The 17520-nt window shown below is 62.7% G+C and carries 14 protein-coding genes and 1 tRNA gene; 7 read left to right on the top strand and 8 right to left on the bottom strand.

Features of this window, described 5'->3' with window-relative positions:
* Positions 1 to 255 precede the first annotated feature (255 nt).
* Together ACWA1Q_RS05500 and ACWA1Q_RS05495 are read right to left on the bottom strand one after the other, a co-directional pair.
* Positions 256 to 2100 (bottom strand): ATP-dependent nuclease, encoded by a 1845-nt coding sequence (locus tag ACWA1Q_RS05500; RefSeq protein WP_463760163.1) that lies wholly within the window; start codon positions 2098 to 2100, stop codon positions 256 to 258.
* Positions 2101 to 3241: 1141 nt separating this feature from the next.
* The gene (locus ACWA1Q_RS05495) at positions 3242 to 3715 is read right to left on the bottom strand and encodes a hypothetical protein (protein ID WP_463760161.1); all 474 of its coding nucleotides are present in this window, start codon (positions 3713 to 3715) and stop codon (positions 3242 to 3244) included.
* Positions 3716 to 3943: 228 nt separating this feature from the next.
* Here ACWA1Q_RS05495 and ACWA1Q_RS05490 point away from each other — a divergent pair, with 228 nt between their 5' ends.
* Together ACWA1Q_RS05490 and ACWA1Q_RS05485 are read left to right on the top strand one after the other, a co-directional pair.
* A complete protein-coding gene (locus ACWA1Q_RS05490; RefSeq protein WP_463760159.1) occupies positions 3944 to 4579 on the top strand; it encodes a hypothetical protein in 636 nt (211 codons plus the stop codon).
* Between the two features lie 121 nt (positions 4580 to 4700).
* Positions 4701 to 5969, top strand: coding sequence for a hypothetical protein (locus tag ACWA1Q_RS05485; RefSeq protein ID WP_463760157.1), 1269 nt, complete (start codon positions 4701 to 4703; stop codon positions 5967 to 5969).
* A 442-nt stretch (positions 5970 to 6411) separates the two neighbouring features.
* Here the strand turns inward: ACWA1Q_RS05485 and ACWA1Q_RS05480 are convergent, their stop codons facing one another.
* From ACWA1Q_RS05480 to ACWA1Q_RS05470, 3 genes are all read right to left on the bottom strand, one after another.
* Positions 6412 to 7584: a tyrosine-type recombinase/integrase gene (locus tag ACWA1Q_RS05480; RefSeq protein ID WP_463760155.1), complete on the bottom strand. Its 1173-nt coding sequence runs from the start codon at positions 7582 to 7584 to the stop codon at positions 6412 to 6414.
* Positions 7585 to 7605: 21 nt separating this feature from the next.
* A complete protein-coding gene (locus ACWA1Q_RS05475) occupies positions 7606 to 7860 on the bottom strand; it encodes a helix-turn-helix transcriptional regulator (protein ID WP_463760153.1) in 255 nt (84 codons plus the stop codon).
* A gap of 178 nt (positions 7861 to 8038) precedes the next feature.
* Positions 8039 to 8115 (bottom strand) — tRNA-Pro (locus ACWA1Q_RS05470).
* A gap of 177 nt (positions 8116 to 8292) precedes the next feature.
* Between ACWA1Q_RS05470 and glsA the strand changes: the two genes are divergently transcribed.
* From glsA to ACWA1Q_RS05450, 4 genes are all read left to right on the top strand, one after another.
* Positions 8293 to 9348: a glutaminase A gene (gene glsA / locus ACWA1Q_RS05465; RefSeq protein WP_463760152.1), complete on the top strand. Its 1056-nt coding sequence runs from the start codon at positions 8293 to 8295 to the stop codon at positions 9346 to 9348.
* A gap of 151 nt (positions 9349 to 9499) precedes the next feature.
* Positions 9500 to 10723 carry an ABC transporter substrate-binding protein gene (locus ACWA1Q_RS05460; RefSeq protein ID WP_463760778.1) on the top strand — a complete coding sequence of 408 codons (1224 nt, stop codon included), beginning with the start codon at positions 9500 to 9502 and terminating at the stop codon, positions 10721 to 10723.
* 25 nt (positions 10724 to 10748) lie between these two features.
* The gene (locus ACWA1Q_RS05455; protein ID WP_463760150.1) at positions 10749 to 11714 is read left to right on the top strand and encodes a carbohydrate ABC transporter permease; all 966 of its coding nucleotides are present in this window, start codon (positions 10749 to 10751) and stop codon (positions 11712 to 11714) included.
* Positions 11711 to 12628 carry a carbohydrate ABC transporter permease gene (locus ACWA1Q_RS05450; protein ID WP_463760149.1) on the top strand — a complete coding sequence of 306 codons (918 nt, stop codon included), beginning with the start codon at positions 11711 to 11713 and terminating at the stop codon, positions 12626 to 12628. Before ACWA1Q_RS05455 ends, ACWA1Q_RS05450 begins: the two co-directional genes overlap by 4 nt.
* On the opposite strand, the gene ACWA1Q_RS05445 is transcribed toward ACWA1Q_RS05450, so the two are convergent.
* Complete coding sequence (locus ACWA1Q_RS05445; RefSeq protein WP_463760147.1) at positions 12625 to 14187, bottom strand: HNH endonuclease signature motif containing protein; 1563 nt, start codon at positions 14185 to 14187, stop codon at positions 12625 to 12627. The genes ACWA1Q_RS05450 and ACWA1Q_RS05445 overlap by 4 nt on opposite strands.
* 158 nt (positions 14188 to 14345) lie before the next feature.
* Here ACWA1Q_RS05445 and ACWA1Q_RS05440 point away from each other — a divergent pair, with 158 nt between their 5' ends.
* On the top strand, positions 14346 to 14948 hold the full coding sequence (locus ACWA1Q_RS05440; RefSeq protein ID WP_463760145.1) for a GNAT family N-acetyltransferase: 603 nt from the start codon (positions 14346 to 14348) through the stop codon (positions 14946 to 14948).
* Between the two features lie 86 nt (positions 14949 to 15034).
* Here ACWA1Q_RS05440 and ACWA1Q_RS05435 read toward each other — a convergent pair whose 3' ends face one another.
* Together ACWA1Q_RS05435 and der are read right to left on the bottom strand one after the other, a co-directional pair.
* Positions 15035 to 15934 (bottom strand): NUDIX domain-containing protein, encoded by a 900-nt coding sequence (locus tag ACWA1Q_RS05435; RefSeq protein ID WP_463760143.1) that lies wholly within the window; start codon positions 15932 to 15934, stop codon positions 15035 to 15037.
* Positions 15935 to 15974: 40 nt separating this feature from the next.
* The gene (gene der, locus ACWA1Q_RS05430) at positions 15975 to 17483 is read right to left on the bottom strand and encodes a ribosome biogenesis GTPase Der (RefSeq protein WP_463760142.1); all 1509 of its coding nucleotides are present in this window, start codon (positions 17481 to 17483) and stop codon (positions 15975 to 15977) included.
* Between the last annotated feature and the right edge of the window lie 37 nt (positions 17484 to 17520).

Here is a 17520-nt window from a genome sequence, read left to right as displayed (position 1 = left end):
ACGGCGGGAGACCGATGCCGGGGCTTCCGCGCACATTGCTGTTTGTGGAGGGAGCGTAGTCCTTCTGATGGGTTGGGGCCTGCTGCCCCAGTCGCGGTCGTCTCGATTCGCAACGGCTCGAACCACTGCCGTAGCGCGGCCCTGACGGAAGGAGGTTTCCGCGGGAGGCGTTCCTCACTCAGCGGAAACGCCTCCTCCATGGCGTGGCGGCAATACAGGGCCGGGACGGGTAGCTCGGCGCCACCACCGCGCTCCTCACTCGAGAGCGAGCGTTCCGCTCTCGGCTTGAATCGTCTGGACTGCTTCCACTGACCTCATGATGATTTCTGCCATCTCGGTCGCGGGCGGGTCTAGGTGGGCATTCTGCTCAAGGGCAAGGGGCACCCAGGCGCTTCCCTTGGACGCCTGAACTGCTCGGCCAAAACCTTCGAGTTCTCCTACCCTGGCAAGCACCACTCCCATCGAGGCCAGCGCATCAAGGAGGTCATGTGCTTTTCGATTCTCGGCACGGAAAGCATCAATACCGAAGTTCTTGACCGGCTGCCATGGGTCGTCGAGGGAGAGCGCACTGGCCACACCTTTCTTCATATCGTTCGTGTACAGTGCGTCACTGTCATTGCCAAGCGCATCTGCAATGAGGGCCTGGACTTCATGCACCTTGCGGGTCCTGCGTGGTGTTCGGAATTCGGCAGTCGCGACGTCAAAGAGGCGATCCAAACTCTCCGACCAGCTTTGCCCAAGCTCTTTGAGGATCTTCTTGAGTAGAGCTTTTTCTCTGAGTGCATCGAGGTCGAGCACCACGACCGTGGGAACCGACGCTGACCGGAGAATCCTTACTATCTCGGCAGCTCCGCTCTTCCCATAGCACGGCGTGTACATCACCCTTTGCCGGGAGTCCGGCAACGCTCCGTCCATCGCCGACTCGTAGAAAAGACAGTCTCGGTCATTCTCGGCGACTACTACGGCGTCATGGAAAACACCATCCAGAACGTTGCTGAAGCGGAGTTGAGGCTTTGACCACACTTCCTTAATGTCTCCGGGCTCGACTTGATGCCCACGGGTCGCGTTCTCCACACGGTCTAGACGAAGAATCGTCGCCGGGTTTTCGTCCGTGGACGCGGAAAGAATGCCAGCCAAGAAGTTCTGATCATGGGTCGCCACGATAACCTGGCCGCGACGCGACTTAGTAAGCTGCATAATCGTCTTACCCAGACGATAAGCCTGGGGCGGGTGTAGGAACGCCTCCGGCTCGTCGATCAAAACGATTGGCACCCAGTTTGTGACCAACGGCATCAGTAATCCAGTCGCGGACACGAAACCGTCGCCCTGCGTGTCCAGCCACGGTAACGCGGTCAGGCCTTCTCGATACTCGCTCGTGATGTCGTCAACGGGGGGAGCGGGAACGGTGGTGCGTCCATAGCGGAATCCAATGTTGGCACTTTGCGTGTCGAGGGTGACTTCCTCACCGAAGATGTAAATCAACGCCCTGTTGAGTTCGTCAACCAGCTCACGTGAATCTTGGAAATGATGCACAGGCTGAATAGGAAGGTCGCCAAAGTCATTTCGGCGAGCAACCGGAACGGTGGCGCTAGCACGATCTCTCGGGGTAGCCAGTAACGTCACCCACTTTGCCGCATAGTGGAGCGCTTGGCTCTTTGAAGTCGGGTCGGAGAAAGCTTTTTGGATGCTTTGGAGAGGTAGTGGAATCTTCTCGCCAGGCTCCGCCCGTTCAAAGCCCTGATATCCAGTGTTGATGCCGCTCGCGCGAGCAGCAAACCACGCGATTGCGTCGACGACGGTACCCGACCGCTCAGTAGTGACGGAATCAAGGATTGCCCGGTCGCTGCTATCGCTGGATTCCTGAGACTCTAGGCAGTCACGAATCTCTCGAAGCGTTGTGGACTTGCCCACACTGTTTCCACCGACGATCACAGTCACTCCGCTCGTCGGTATTGCGTGGGATTCGGAAGATCGGAAGTTCAGCCGATCAACCGCCAACCAGAATGCTTCAGCGTCCCCGCGCTCTGCACCGTTCAAACCGAGCACACCAAAATAGTCAGCAACCACCGCGACCCCCAGGGATTCGATCCATCCTCCCATCTTGACCTATTCCTCACGATTCATGAATGAGTGAAACTGTCACAGTCGCCCGAGTCGGTGGGCATCGTGGCCCGATTGGTAACTGAGTCTCAGAGCTAAGTGATGCCCCTACTACACCGAGCCAATCGCCTTTTCGGGTGCCCGCCCTAGCTTGATGTCCCGTTTGATTCAGCCGAACCTTGCTGCGGATCTGTGCAGTGTCCGCAAGACTTCAAGCATGCGTGAACTGAGCTGGCTCGACCGTGATGTCCCTGACGAACTTCGAATGGCGCTCGGGGACCTAGTGATCGTCGCTGCGGGCGTTGAGTCGAGTGCGTATGCTTTGGCGCGCATCTATTGCATCCCTGACCCCCAACTGCAATCCGCTAAGCGCACGATCGGCAGGCTGGAGGCGCGCGTCGGAGACCTCGGGGTTCCACCGTGGTCCGACGTGGAGCGGCGGAGGCTGCTGGCGTGGTGCCACGCCGCGCGCATGCTGCTTCAGGAGCGGGACCTACTGATCCACGCCAGCATCAGCGTTGGGGGCGCGCGCCCAGACGGGAAGCGGGTCACGTTTCGATGGTCTCTTAGAGATGGCCGGCAGATCGAGAGCGATGCCCATCACGTGGAGCGCCTAGTTCGTTTGCTATTGAGAGTCCGACGGGCGGGGATACATCTGGAGCACAATCTGGGTTACCCATCGCCGCAGGACGGACGCTCACATCCTGAATATGTAACGTTTGGCCGAGAGCCGGTACCGTCAACGGACGTCCCACAAGGGTGGGTGGATTGGGCACGGAGAGCTGCCCCGGGCGTCAGCTCGCCGCGATAGAAAACTCAGCGGCGTCCTTTCGGTAGCGTCCAGGGACCCTACCGAAGCCCCCGTTGTGCCCGTAAGCCGGTAGCAATCAAGGCCCCCACTCGAAGGACCAAATGTTGGCCCGGACGAGAAGAACGTCGCGTCGCGGCTCCGCCCACCACCAGCCGGTCAGCGGATCGACAAGATCGACGGGGACGCGCGACTGCGGAGCTACGCCCAGTTCGATGGCCAACTCCCGGGTTGCGCCCGTTATCTCGCTACGTTCACAGCGATAGCGGCTAGGAGCCGTTGACCGGTCGGCGCTCGGAACGGGCGCAACGAAGGCGCCCGCACGCCGGGAGCTCACGGAGCATGGCGCTCAAGATGAGCCATACCCTCCTTCACGGTCTGGAACCACCCCACCCGACGATGAGCCTCGTCGTATGCGTCAAAGCCACCTCGCGCCCCCGCCTGCAATGTACCGACGAACGCTCCGTTAGAGATCCAGCTGACGTGGTGGGAGCGATCGCGAATGTTGAGGCGCGCCTGCAGCTTGCCGTGTCGGGTTAGTCCAGGCACGGTGATGGTCGCAGTGGGTCTCGCCAAGGCGGTGTCGGGCTTGGGCGCGGGGTCGGGCACTGCCGCGCGGAGCTGGACAAGCAAACCGGTGAGGCCCGAGACGGCTGCTCCCGCGAGCAGAATGAACGCCAGGAGAGACGGCAGAAGGATCAGCCGACTCTCGACCGTGCTCGCGATGGTCACGATTGTGATGTAGCCGACGAACAGGATCCCACCGATGCCATAGAACGCACCGCCGACAACCTGCCTCTTCGTCACCTGCTAACACTAGTGACGCCCACGGTGTGACCGAAAGCCGGTGGTCTGTGGAACTTAAATGATGAGCCAAGCGAGTCGCCCCTATTAAGGTTCGTGTCCGGGTCGAGATCCATGCGTGACGGGTATGGCTTCATGGGACCATGGCCTCGAGGGGTGGGAGTCGCCCGTTCGACCGTTTCACCCGTACTGGGCGTTCGTCGCTCCGGGTTGAAGTCCTAGGCTCACAACATGACAGCGACTTCGCCACGGCTTTTCTCGGCATTTCCCGCAACTGACCAAGCTTCAATGATTCAACAGTGGGGGTCGAGAAACAATACTCGGTTGGCGACGGAGTTCGCCGCTTCAGCGCAGAGGTTGGCTGCATCGTTCCAGGGTGAATCGGTTGACGATGTCATCCTGTTGCCATATCTGTATCTGTACCGCCACGCCATTGAACTCGCTTTGAAGGAAACCATACTGCTCGCGGCGTGGATGCGTCGCATCGACGGCGACGAGTCCGAGGAGATGCAGAAAGAGACTGTCGATGCCCGGCTTGAAAAGAAGCACCGTCACAGGCTTGGGGCACTTCTGGGGGAAGTCGAGGAACATTTCCTCCATTTCGGATACGACCGTTTCCCTCCGAATGCGTCACGGACGCTGACTTGGCTCTCGCAAGCAGACAGAAAAGGAGAAGCGTTCCGATACACCGGGGATCTGCCCGACACATGGGAAAACATCGACTTCCACAAACTCGACGCTGCTTTCGCGGATCTCTTCGGAATGGCCATGGCGGGTATGGACATGCTCGAAGCGCACAAGGACAGTCAACTGGAGTACCACCAAGCGATGGCCGACCAAATGCCCAACGAGTCCGACTATTACTGACGCGGCGCAGCTCGGAGAGTACAAACGGCCTGGGCATGGCGCTCCTCGCGCGCACTGCCGCACCCGAATATGGTGGCGAGGCATTGGATGACGTGTTGGTGGTTGTCGATAGTTTCATATCATGGCCTCTGCGTTGACTCTGATGATTGATACACCTCAGGGGCAGATCGTGCGCACAATCCGAGCGGCGACCGCGGTTCCTCGCGAGGGAAACGCCGGTGCGGCGATCGAGGAAGCGACTCGGAGCGCCGCATCACGTTGGGGCCTCCCTGATTTCGTTTTTGAACCGGCGGTGCAGGCTAAGGGCGCTGGGGTAGTCGAAGTGGGCGACGGCATCATCTTGGTGGGCGAGCACGCCGTGGTGCTCCAGGTCAAGAGCCGCAACGGTCAGTTAGGGAACACCGATAGGGAGACAAGTTGGCTGACAAAAGCGATCGCGAAGGGCCTTCGCCAAGGGGCCGGCACGATCAGGCAACTCGGCCGGGTTCCAATGCAGGTTACGAACGCTCGCGGTAACACTCTCGAGTTGGACGGGAGCTCAGTTCACTGGTTGTCGGTGGTCGTCATCGACCACGACGACGTGCCCGAGGGGTTCACGCCGCTCTTGGGCGAAGCGCCGGCGCCCCAGATCGTGTTGTTGCGTCGGGACTGGGAGTTCTTGTTCAATCACCTCCGATCGACTTTCGCGGTCGTCGAGTACTTGGCACGGGTGGCGGACGAAGTGATTCCACTCGGTGAAGAGCCAGTTCGCTATCATCAACTTGCGCTTGCGCTTGCGGACTTGGACGCAGAGCCGAGCGCTCCCGCGAAATGGTCGCCGGAAGGCAGCGTTTTGCGCTCAGTTCCACTTCTTCCGTTGGAACCGGCAGGTTCGGATGACGAGCGCGCACACCTACTGTTGCGGATCATCTTCGAAGACATCGCCCAGGTCCGATTGTCCGGAGCGTTCGATGAACGCAATCGGTTGAAGGCGCTGGCCGCGTTGGACAGCATGCCGGTTGGTCACAGGACTGAACTTGGGCAGGTGTTGTTCAGGTTCATGGACGAGATGCGGGCAACGCCGGTCCCGCGAGGATCCATTCGGTCGCGAACTCGCACCGCTGTCCCGCCCCGACTGGACGCACCACTTCTGGTTTTCATGATCGCGAACAGGAAAACCAGGATGACAGACGACCTATTTCGAGTGCGTCTCATGACCCGTCACTATGAAGTGGGAGTTTCTGCGGGCGGGCCTAACCAACTGAGCATCGGTGTTCTGCTTACGCCCGATCCTCTGAAAAATCGGCCGTGGGACACAACCTCGCTGATGATCGCCGGCGAGCTGGAAATCGGTGTCGAGGAATTAGCGGGCTACCGAGCGTTCCTGGACTCGGGCCTGGTTCAGAACTGACGGTGCGTGCGTCTGCATAATAAAGTAGCGCGCCAGTGGTTCCGAGACGTCTACGCAGAACATTCCCGTAAAGACCAACTCCACCCTGGCGATCAACCGTTAGCCTTCACCGTTGAGGATTCCGCTTTCGCGAATCGAGCGATTGCAAACGCCCGATCCTCGGCGCACAATGGAAGGTAGTTCTGAGGAGGCGCGCACGTTGCATCCAGGACCTGATTTTCCGGCTTTCGGCACAAGTCCAGAAGAGACGGTGGTGCCACCGTGGCACCACCGTGGTCCGTGGTCGACGCTCGCCAATAAAACCCCAGAAGACCCGGTGCCGCAATCGTGGCGGCACCGCGATAAGTCGACATCCATCGCGAACAGCCGGTGAAGAATCAGTTGCCTTCGGGTGACTGATTCGCCCGGGATGAAAGGTGCTGCCACCGTGGCAGCACCGCGTTCACTCATCATCCTTCGGAAACGCCCGGTCGAGGAGCGCGGCGGTGGCCGGGTTCACCATCTCGCTGCGCTGAATGTAGTGCTGCACCGTGATCTTTGTGTCCGTGTGGCCGAGCAGCTCTGAGGCGAGCTCGATGCTGGCGTTGGTGTTGACCGCAGTGGCAACAGTGCGGCGGAACATGTGCGGGGTCACTCCCTTGATACCCGCTCCCTCGAGTACCTGTCGCAGTTGTCGGCGCACGTTCGCGGTCGTCAGCGGCGTGCCGTCCCGCGATTGGAACAGCAATTCGTCCAGACCCAGACTTCCGACCTTAGCGAGCCGCCGGCGGACTGCGTCGGCGGTGAAGGTGGGGATGGCGACAACGCGAGTGGATCTGGCGGTTTTGGGGTGATCCTGCCGGAACGTCTGCTCACCTTTGCGGCTGACGATCGTGCCGGCCAGTCGGATGGAGGGCACCGGGCTCGTGACGTCGACGTCCCGGCGGCGGACGGCCAGCACCTCGCCGATCCGTGCTGAGGTGCCGAGCATCACCTCGATGATCGCACCGAGCTGGCCGTCGGGCTTCGGCCCGGAGATGTGGTCGGTGGCGCTTTCCCACTGGGCGATCGCCGCGCGGATCGTGTTCACCTCGGGGGCCATCAGCGCATCGGGGATATGCGGCTCGCGGTGCAGGCGGGAGACGTGGTCCATCGGGTTGCGCGGGAGGACCTCGTGCCGCACCGCCAATTCCAACGCCAACCGCAGCACGACCCGGGCCTGTTTGGCACGACTGTAGGAGATCTTCGACAGCTGCTTGATGAACTTGTCGCACCGTGCCACACCGATCTCGCGCAGGGCGAGGCTGTCGAAGACCGGCGAGACGAGGGTGCGCATATTGCGCTCATAGAGGTTCCGGGTGGTCCGGGAGATCCGGCCCTCCAGATCGATATCCTCCAACCAATAGGTCACCAGATCACTGAACAGGCTGTCCGGCGTCAGAGTCGTGTCGGCGGGTTGGAACAGGTCCCGGTCGGCAAGCTTGCTCTTCAGCGCAAGTTCTGCAGCCTTGGCGGTGCTGCCGCTGGCCTGCACGAGACGCGCGTGACCGTCCCAGTCGCGGTAGCGGGTCCGCGCCAAGTATCGGCCGGCCGGTGACAGGCGCGTGCTGATGTCGCCGAAGGTGCCGATGCTCAACCGTTGCCGGGCCATCTCAGCTCACCGCCGATCGGTGTGCCTGGTCTCGCTGGTGGGCTCGCGTTGCTGGGCAATCCAGGCCCGCACGTCGGAGACCGCGAACTTGAGGTGTTTGCCGAACCGGTAGGCGGCGGGGCCTTTGCCGTGCACCCGCCAGTCGTAGACCGTGGAGATCGGGATGCCCAGATAGGCCGCCAGCTCGTGGATGTCCATCAGAGGCTCCAGGCCCCACTCGTCGGTGGGAGGAGAGGTTGGTTGTTCGTCGTGAATGCTCATACCCAGAAGGTGCGCACGACGATCCCGGACGATCGGGAGGGACCGAAACCGACCTCAGCGCCCCGGACGACAGGGCCGGGTCAGCGGCTGAAAAGTGCTCAAAGTGATGACGTAGTGATGACTCAATCAAATCTCTTAACCTAAAAAGTCCCGGAAACCCTTGAGTTTCCGGGACATTTGGTCGGGCTGACAGGATTTGAACCTGCGACCCCTTGACCCCCAGTCAAGTGCGCTACCAAGCTGCGCCACAGCCCGCGACCAGTCACCCTCTCGGGCAACCTCGTCAATGCTACAGGACAATCGAGGCCCCTCCGATCACCTGACGCCCCGGGCACGGCCGGCCATTCCGCAACCCATCGGCCCGAATTCTCCCGTGCGCATACCGACTCCCTTTGCGTGCAGGAGAATATGAAGTGACGCTTAGGAGCCATCATGGATGTAGACCTCGACGACATCGATCTCGACGTCAGCGCGGTACCGTATTCGGTCTCGACCGGAGCGCCGCCCGACAGCGACCTCGTCGATGAGGCGATCCAGGATGCCTACGACCGCAGCGTCGACACCGACGACGGGAAGGTCGCGGACTACATCCCGATCCTCGCCAAGGTGAAGCCCGAGCTCTTCGGCATCTCGGTCGTCGAGATCGACGGGTCAAAGCACGGCATCGGCGACGTGGACCACGAGTTCACCATCCAGTCGATCTCCAAGGCGTTCGTCTGGGCACTCGCGTGTGAAGAGCTCGGCCCGGAGAAACTCCTCGAGGTCATCGGTGTCAACAACACCGGTCTTGCCTTCGACTCCGTTATGGCGATCGAACTCAACGACGGCCACCCGATGAACCCGATGGCGAACGCGGGAGCACTGGCATCCACCGCTCTCATCCCGGGCAAGACGGCGGATGCCCAGTGGGAGCGCATCCTTGACGGTTTCTCCCGCTTCGCCGGCCGCCAGCTCGAGGTCGACCAGGACGTCTACGAATCAGAGAGCGCCCACAACCAGCGCAACCAGGGAATCGCCCACCTGCTCGAAAGCTACGGCAGAATCGACTCCGACCCGCTGGAAATCGTGGACACGTACACGAAACAGTGCTCACTCCTCGTCACGGCGAACGACCTCGCCGTGATGGGAGCAACCCTCGCCCACGGTGGAGTGAATCCGGTGACCGGAGTGAAAGTCGTGTCGGAAGAGGTCTGCCACGACACCCTCGCTGTGCTCGCGGCGAGCGGGCTGTACCAGCGGTCGGGTGAATGGCTCTTCAACATCGGCCTGCCGGGCAAGTCCGGCGTGACCGGCGGCATCATGACCGTCGCCCCGGGAAAGGGCGGAATCGCGACCTTCTCCCCCCGCCTCGACAACGCCGGCAACAGCGTGCGCGGGCAGCGCGCCACCGCCTACCTCAGCCGGCGGCTCGGCCTCGACCTCTTCGCGTCCAGCCCGAACAACCACCCCGAAGATCACGAAGAGGACCACCCCACCGCGAAGAACTAACCCCGACGGCCGGCTGCCAGACTGTGACGAAATCGGTCCGAACAAGGCCTTGAACTTTCCCCCGTCGCGGGAGCAGTATTACCCCACCTGAAACAGGGGGGACAACGACGTGCTCCACAGCAAACGATTCGCAACGCGGTTCAGCCTCGCGATGGCGGGCATTCTCGGCGTATCAGCGGCACTGACCGGCTGCGCCAACGCCGGCAGCGGGCCCACCGAGATCACGTTCCACATGAGCAAACCGGAGGCGATCCCGTACTTCCGCGATCTGGTCTCCCAGTTCAATCAGCAGCAGTCCGAAGTCGAAGTGGAGCTCGACACCGCGTCAAACCTCTCCGCCGGCTTCCTCCGCGGCAACCCGCCCGACGTCGGATTGCTCAACTACAACATGGAGATGTCGCGCTTCATGGAACGCGGTGCGCTCTCCGACCTCTCCGATATGGAGGAAGCCGGGCGCATCCGGCCCGAGGTGCAGGAGCTTGTCGACCAATACGCGACCTATCCCGGTCGCACCAGCGTGCTTCCCTATTCCATCGCTGCGGCATCCGTCATCTACAACGTCGAGATCTTCGAAGAGAACGGCATCGAGGTGCCGACGACCTGGGACGAAATGATCGAGGTCTGCGAGACCCTCGAAGCCGCCGGGATCACACCGATCTACAGCACCTTTCAGGAGCCGTGGACGGTCGCGCAGGGGTTGTTCGACTACACCGTCGGCGGCTCCATCGACGTTGCCGACTTCTTCGACCAGATGAACGAACTCGGAACCGAGGTCGGCCCCGACGCTCCCGTCTCGTTTCAGAAGACACTGAAGGAACCGGTCAAGAAGATGGTGGAGCTCGCCGCGTACTCGAACGGAAACGCAGCCAGTCGCACCTACGGAGACGGCAACGTCGCCTTCGCGAACGGTGAAGCAGCCATGCTGATGCAGGGCCCGTGGGCGCTCGGTGAGATCGCGAAGACCAACGAGAATCTCGATCTCGGCACCTTCCCGCTGCCCGTCACCGACGACCCCGATGACCTCAGGGTGCGGGTGAACCTCGACCTGGCGCTCTGGGTCCCGGAGATCAGCGATGCTCAGGAGGCCGCGCGACAGTTCGTCTCCTTCCTCATGGAGAAAGACACTCTGGACGAATACAACGCGACCTACCTCGGCTTCGGAACCACGACGGATGCTGCGCCCGTCACCGATGAGCGGATCCTCGGCATGCAGAAGTACTACGAGGAAGGGCGCTTCTATCTGGGTGCGTCGCAGCGGGTGCACTTGAGCATCCCGACGGCCAACTACGTCCAGGCGATCGCGACCGGTGCCGACATCGACTCGACGCTGCGCCGCCTCGACGCCGACTGGGCACGACTGGCCCTGCGGGACTGACGGAAAGCATCAGGAGGGAAACGACATGACCACTCCCATCACTCCGGCGTCGGCCTCAGCGGGCTCACTCGTCGACAAGGCGGAACAGGGGCAGACCGACCACATCGCTGGTTCCCGTTCGAAGCGCGGCAAACCCCGGGTCGACCCGGTCTACTACCTGTTCCTGCTGCCGACCCTGATTCTGTTCACCCTCGCCATCACGCTTCCGGCGCTCCTCGGGATCTTCTACAGCTTCACCAACTTCATCGGCTTCGGTGACTGGCAGATGGTGGGTTTCACCAACTACATCGCGGTTTTCTCTGACCCCGCGATCCTGTCGAGCTACGGTTTCACCTTCGGGTTCGCGATCGTCACGGTGATCCTCGTCAACGTGATCGCTTTCCTGCTGGCGGTGGCGCTGACATCCCGCATCCGGTTGAAGACGCCTCTGCGGGCGATCTTCGTCATCCCCATGGTCATCTCGGGCATCGTCATCGCGTTCGTGTTCAAGTTCCTCTTCTCGAACTCGGTTCCGGCTTTCGGATCGGCCGCCGGGATCGGCTGGTTGTCTGAGTCGATCCTCGCGAACGAGAACCTGGCCTGGCTCGGCGTCGTCATCGTCACCACGTGGCAGTCGATCCCCGGTGCCCTGCTGATCTACATCGCCGGGCTGCTGTCGATCCCCGGTGAGGTCTATGAAGCGGCGGATATCGACGGCGCAAGTGCCTGGGTCCGGCTTCGCTCGGTCACGCTCCCGCTCGTCGCCGGCTACGTGCTGATCAACGTCATCCTGGGGTTCAAGAATTACCTGAATGCCTATGACGTCATCGTCGGTCTGACCAACGGTGGGCCCGGCACGGCAACCCGCAGCATCGCAATGACGATCTTCACTGGCTTCACCGGCGGCGACTACGCCTACCAGATGGCGAACGCGACGATCTTCTTCATCATCGCCGTCGTCATCTCGATCCTTCAACTCCGGCTCACCCGCGGAAGGGCGGCACTCTCATGACACAGGAAAGCACGAAGCCGCTCGCTCCGGCGACGGGTTCCTCGCCGACAGCCACCGGGTCGTCCAGCCGCCGCAAGCGCGGCAAGGTCGGGCAGGAGACCACCAACTGGCCGGTCATGATCATTCTGTTCCTCTGCTCGCTGACGGTGCTGCTCCCGCTGTACGTGACCATCTCGATGTCGATGAAGACCACCGAGCAGGCCGTCGACGGCAATGCGTTCTCGCTCCCGTCACCGATCGACTTCTCCGGTTTCGCCGAGGCGTGGGAACTCACCAACTTCCCCGTCACGTTCACGATTTCCGTGCTCGTCACGCTCGGTTCGGTTGTCGGAGCTGTCCTCCTCTCCGCGCTCGCGTCGTACGCGATCGTGCGCAACTGGGAGCGCCGGCTGTTCCGGTACTCGTTCTTCTATCTGCTCGCGGCCATGTTCCTGCCATTCCCGGTAGTGGCACTCCCCCAGATCCAGCTCACCGGTCTGGTCGGGCTCGCGAACCCGGTGGGTGTGACGATCCTGCACATCATGTTCCAGTTGTCGTTCAGCATCCTGCTGTTCACCGCGTTCCTGCGCTCGATCCCCCTCGAACTGGAGGAGAGCGCCCGGATCGACGGCGCGACGACGTGGCAGACGTTCTGGCAACTGATCTTCCCGCTGCTCGCGCCGATGAGCGCGACGGTGGCGATCTTCGCGTTCCTTGCCTCGTGGAACGACTTCATGATGCCGTCGCTCATCATTGCGGATGCTTCGCAACAGACGATCCCGGTCGTGCAGAACATCTTCCAGACCCAGTTCAGTACGAACTACAACGTGTCGTTCGCGTCGTACCTGATGGCGATGGCGCCGGCGATCATCGTCTACCTGTTCACCCAGCGCTGGGTGATGGAGGGCGTTACGCAGGGTGCCGTTAAGGGCTAGAACGGCGGGATCTCGTCGACGTCAGGCACGACCGGGTTTGTCGGCATCCGCGGCGCCTGCCGCGGTGGCGGTTCGGGCCGCGGAAATTCGGGCGGCGTGAGTAGGACTTCCGGTTCGGTGACGTAGTTGCGCCCGCTCGGTGACGTCCACTCGAGGATGCCTGCGCCGCGTTGTCGAACCTGCCAGGTGCTCTGGTGTTTCAACCGATGGTGCTTGGGACAGAGGTGGGCCAGGTTCTCGCATTCGGTGGGCCCACCGAACTGGTAATCGATCGTGTGGTCGAGGTCGCAGTGTTGTGCTGCCCGGTTGCAGCCGGGAAAGCGGCACGTACCGTCTCGGTAACGCAAGAAGCGCTTCATTGGGCTGGTCGGACGGTACTTGGTGCCATCGAAGGCAGTCGGTGCACCAGTTGTTGGGTCGGTGAGCATCCGGTACCAGACGTTGGACTGGCCCGCGAGAGCTCGGGCAGTGTTTGCGTCGATGGGGCCGTACCCCTCGAGCGTCGCCGTCTCATCGGTAAGTCCGAGCAGCGTCAATGCGGGCACAGTGACGGTAACCGTCGGGCGGATCCTCCCAAAAGCTGTTCCTGACCCGAGTCGAGTGTCTGGCTCGCCGCGTTTGATCGAGACGGGAAGGACGATCTCACCGGAAAGCCCCTCGGACACAGCATCGGTGAAGACATCAGCGGTCAGTTGCGTGAGAGTTCGCGGGTCTTCTGGGTTTCTCACTGCCATCGCGTACTCGCGGGCTGCGGTGTAAATCGACGTAGCTTCGGGAGCGGTCGTGTACAGGCTGAGCCAGGCCATACCGTCGTCGCCAGGTTCGAACTCGAGGCGACGGTCCAGCTCCGACTTAACGACGCGGGCTGCGATGGACTCCGGGTCGAGGTGCTCCCGCAACCGGCGAGTCTTCACGCGGAGCTTTGCGACCGTCAGCGTACGAGCAAGCCCGAGGGCCTGTTCTTCCAACACCAGCGCCGCCTCTCGCGAGAGAGTCTTCGTTTGGTCGATCAGAACCTGCGCGTGGCGGTACGAGATCTGGCCCTCGCGGAGAGCCGCCATCGTCGCGGGCAACTGGTGCATTAGGGCTTCAGCCTCGGTGAGCATGCCGATCACAGTGGATTCCGGCATCCGCATCGCGCACGCCAACTCGGCTACCAGGGAGCGACGCGCCATATCCTGCTGTTGCGTCGTCGACAAATCCGAACCGAGAACCTTGACCCCGTGCAGGGTCGCCTCAGACGCCCGACGCGCCTCATCGATCAATTCAACTTTGAGGGCTTGTTGACGTGCCACGGACCTATCGACCTTGGCAATCTCGTCGACGATGCTCGTGCAGGTGTTGGCAAGTTCGCCGCTGTAAGGCGGATCGAGGTTGCCGATGTTCAGCGCTGCCGGCGACAGCCAGGTAGCGAGGAACTCAGTCCAGCTGACAGTCTTTGCCGAGGCCCGGGAGAGATCGCGGCTCGGTGCGCCGACCACGCACACGCCGTCGGCAATCTGCAGCGCTGCGAAGAGCGCCTCACTCGCCTCATTTGGTGGTTCGTGGAGGTTTTCCATGGGTCAATTGTCCGACGAACCACTGACATTGCGACGAGGTCATCGACCCGCGAAAGGGCTGGTGCAGAGCGTTTTCCACGAGACCATCCCTGTCGAGGGATCGAGCCCGAATGGGAGCCCCCTCGCTCTCTCTGGAGCCCTCCTCTAGGCTTTTGGCCATGACGGCTCCAGCCACCTCGAACATCGATATCGTCTCGGTAGCGGATGCTCCGTGGCACGACGTGCAGAAAGTCTTCGGTACCCGCGGCGACCCGTCCAGCTGCTGGTGCCAGTACTTCAAAATGAGTACCGAGGAGTGGAAGGCCGCCAGTCGAGAAACGTGTGAACCGCTCCTTCGACAGCAGGTGAAGGAGCTCGACCCGGCACCCGGCGTGATCGCGTATCTGGACAGTGAACCGGTCGGCTGGTGCGCTGTCGAACCGCGCCCGAACTATGGCCGCCTGGACCGCACCCGGGTGATCAGTGGGAGTCCTGAAGCGTCGGACGACCCGTCGGTCTGGTCTGTGACGTGCTTCGTTGTGCGCGTCGGGTTCCGCAAACGTGGCATTGGACGGGCGTTGCTCGGCGGTGCGATCCAGCACGCCCGTCGCGGAGGGGCACGGCTTGTGGAGGGGTACCCGGTGGATCCGCCTCAGCGCACGAAGGTGACATCCGCTGAGTTGTACTACGGGATCGTGTCGCAGTTCGAAGCGCATGGCTTTCGCGAAGTATCGCGCCCGACGCCGGATCGCGCGGTCATGCAGCTCGAGTTGAGGGCGTAGTCGCGGGTCTCGATACGGCCGCAGGCGGCCTACCCGACCAGCGGAGATGAGGCAGCGTCTAGTCCACCAGCGGCAATGAGCGCGAGCTACTCGGCCAGGGCGTCCAGTTGATCGAGAAGCCACCCGGTTCCACGAGTCTGCGCACCGAGCGCTTCGACCCGTGCCCGCAACTCCCGGTCACTCGTCACAACGGTGACGGATGCCCCTGGCTGGCCCACAAGCCGCCCCACTTCGTGAACGATCCTGGAGTCTCCGTCGGTGTCGGCACGAACCACACCGAAGCGCTCCCCCGACTCCACAGAGGCGCCGTTCGCCTGGCCTTCGAGCACAGCGAGAACCTCGGGCCACCAGTGTGACTGCCCAAGCTCGAGCGCGTCGGCCGGCATCCCGAGCCCGGCGAGCGATCGCAACTGCGCACCGAGGCGCGTGGCAGCACCCGCGCGATCCTTCCACCAGCCGTCGGGGCGTGAACCGACGACGTTGGCCATGTCGACGACGACAACCGGACGCACAGTGAGGTCCCGGCGGAGCGACGCCCACATCCGCTCGAACCCGGGGTGGAGCGGCAGGGCGTCGACCTCATCGATCGGGACCCAGCGGATCTCGAGGCTTTCGGGGTCGGACACCGCCGGTTGGAACGGGGCGATCACATCGGCGACCACGGTCACGTATGACCAGATGTCGAGGTCGAGGGTGTGACTGAAGCGCGATCGGACGGCATCCGGAACCACAGCCGCCTCTTCACTCGCCTCACGGATCGCACCATCGACGGCGGCCTCGCCCTCGTGGCGGGCGCCACCGGGAAGACCCCAGGTGCCACCGAAGTGACTCCACAGGGCACGATGCTGAAGCAGCACTCCGCGCGACCGGTCGACGACGAGGAGCCCTGCCGCGCCGAAACGGCCCCAGTACTTGGAGCCGTCGTCGGCGAACACCCAGGCGTCCCCGGGGTTGCGGGGATGCGGAGGCACGAACTCGGAAGTCACCCGTTCAGCTTCTCACGAGCCGTGCCTCACACACTGGGGGTTACGTGCGCTTGCGCTTCTCGCGTACACGCATGTTGACGTTGATCGGGCTACCTTCGAATCCGTAGATCTCGCGCAGGCGACGCTGGATGTAGCGGCGGTAGCCCGGGTCGAGGAATCCGGTGGTGAAGAGCACGAATGTCGGCGGACGGCTCGAGGCCTGCGTACCGAAGAGCACACGGGGCTGCTTGCCACCACGGACGGGGTGCGGGTGCTCGGCGGTGAGTTCGGCGAGGAACGCATTGAACTTGCCGGTGGGGAGGCGCGTGTCCCATGACTCGAGCGCGAGCTCGAGGGCAGGAACGAGCTTCTCCATGTGCCGGCCGGTGCGGGCGGAGATGTTGACGCGGGGGGCCCAGGCGACGTGCGCCAGGTCCTGCTCGATCTCACGCTCGAGGTAACGGCGACGTTCGTCGTCGAGGAGGTCCCACTTGTTGAACGCGAGCACGAGGGCGCGACCGGACTCGAGCACGAGGTCGATGATCCGGATGTCCTGCTCCGAGATGGGCTCGGAGACGTCGAGCATGACGATGGCGACTTCGGCCTTCTCCAGCGCGGCGCTCGTGCGGAGTGTGGCGTAGAAGTCGGCACCCTGCTGCAGGTGCACACGACGACGGATGCCGGCGGTGTCGACAAAACGCCAGACCTTTCCGCCGATCTCAACCTGCTCGTCGACCGGGTCGCGGGTTGTTCCGGCGAGTTCGTTGACGACAACGCGCTCTTCACCGGCAGCCTTGTTGAGCAGGCTGGACTTGCCGACGTTCGGCCGGCCGAGGATCGCGACGCGGCGGGGTCCGCCGACTTCGTCCTTGGCGACGGCCGAAACCTTCGGCAGCTTGGTCATGATGAGGTCGAGCAGGTCGGCGACACCACGGCCGTGCAGCGCGGAGACCGGGTACGGCTCGCCGAGTCCGAGGGACCAGAGGGATGCCGCGTTCGGCTCCTGGCGGACGTCGTCGACCTTGTTCGCGACGAGGAAGACGGGCTTGTCCATCTTGCGGAGCATCCGCACGACCTGCTCGTCGGTCGCGGTGGCACCGACGTTGGCGTCGACGACGAAGAGAACGGCGTCGGAGAGGTCGATGGCGACCTCGGCCTGGGCGGCGACGGAGGCGTCGATGCCCTTGGCATCCGGCTCCCAGCCACCGGTGTCGACGAGGGTGAACTGGCGTTCGTTCCACTCGGCCTTGTACTTCACGCGGTCACGCGTGACGCCGGGGGTGTCCTCGACGACGGCTTCACGCCGGCCGAGGATCCGGTTCACGAGCGCGGACTTGCCGACGTTCGGGCGACCGACGATGGCGAGCACCGGCAGAGCGGGAAGGTAGTGGATCGCGTCGGGGTCTTCGCCGGCGGCGTCGAGGATCTCGAGGTCGTCATCGGCGAGGTCGTAGTCGGCGAGGCCGGCGCGGAGCGCCTCGGCCCTGCGGTGCGCGAGGTCCTCGTCGAGGTCCCCCATCCGCTCGGCGAGCTGGTCGTCCAGCTCTGCGGTGTCTTCAAAATCAGCCATAGTGGTCTCTCTCTGCGATCGGAACCCGGGCCCGAGT

The sequence above is a fragment of the Mycetocola sp. TRD_SC_2 genome (assembly GCF_055361225.1).
The sequence above is the reverse complement of the archived record's forward strand: the minus strand, read 5'-3'. Positions and strand labels throughout refer to the sequence as shown.

What these genes read in the sequence shown, in the direction of transcription:
- glsA (WP_463760152.1), top strand. Translation starts at nt 8,293, where the DNA reads ATGGATGTAGACCTCGACGACATCGATCTCGACGTCAGCGCGGTACCG.
- ACWA1Q_RS05475 (WP_463760153.1), bottom strand. Translation starts at nt 7,860, where the DNA reads ATGAGCATTCACGACGAACAACCAACCTCTCCTCCCACCGACGAGTGG.
- ACWA1Q_RS05445 (WP_463760147.1), bottom strand. Translation starts at nt 14,187, where the DNA reads ATGGAAAACCTCCACGAACCACCAAATGAGGCGAGTGAGGCGCTCTTC.
- ACWA1Q_RS05490 (WP_463760159.1), top strand. Translation starts at nt 3,944, where the DNA reads ATGACAGCGACTTCGCCACGGCTTTTCTCGGCATTTCCCGCAACTGAC.
- ACWA1Q_RS05440 (WP_463760145.1), top strand. Translation starts at nt 14,346, where the DNA reads ATGACGGCTCCAGCCACCTCGAACATCGATATCGTCTCGGTAGCGGAT.
- ACWA1Q_RS05500 (WP_463760163.1), bottom strand. Translation starts at nt 2,100, where the DNA reads ATGGGAGGATGGATCGAATCCCTGGGGGTCGCGGTGGTTGCTGACTAT.
- ACWA1Q_RS05485 (WP_463760157.1), top strand. Translation starts at nt 4,701, where the DNA reads ATGGCCTCTGCGTTGACTCTGATGATTGATACACCTCAGGGGCAGATC.
- der (WP_463760142.1), bottom strand. Translation starts at nt 17,483, where the DNA reads ATGGCTGATTTTGAAGACACCGCAGAGCTGGACGACCAGCTCGCCGAG.
- ACWA1Q_RS05460 (WP_463760778.1), top strand. Translation starts at nt 9,500, where the DNA reads ATGGCGGGCATTCTCGGCGTATCAGCGGCACTGACCGGCTGCGCCAAC.
- ACWA1Q_RS05450 (WP_463760149.1), top strand. Translation starts at nt 11,711, where the DNA reads ATGACACAGGAAAGCACGAAGCCGCTCGCTCCGGCGACGGGTTCCTCG.
- ACWA1Q_RS05455 (WP_463760150.1), top strand. Translation starts at nt 10,749, where the DNA reads ATGACCACTCCCATCACTCCGGCGTCGGCCTCAGCGGGCTCACTCGTC.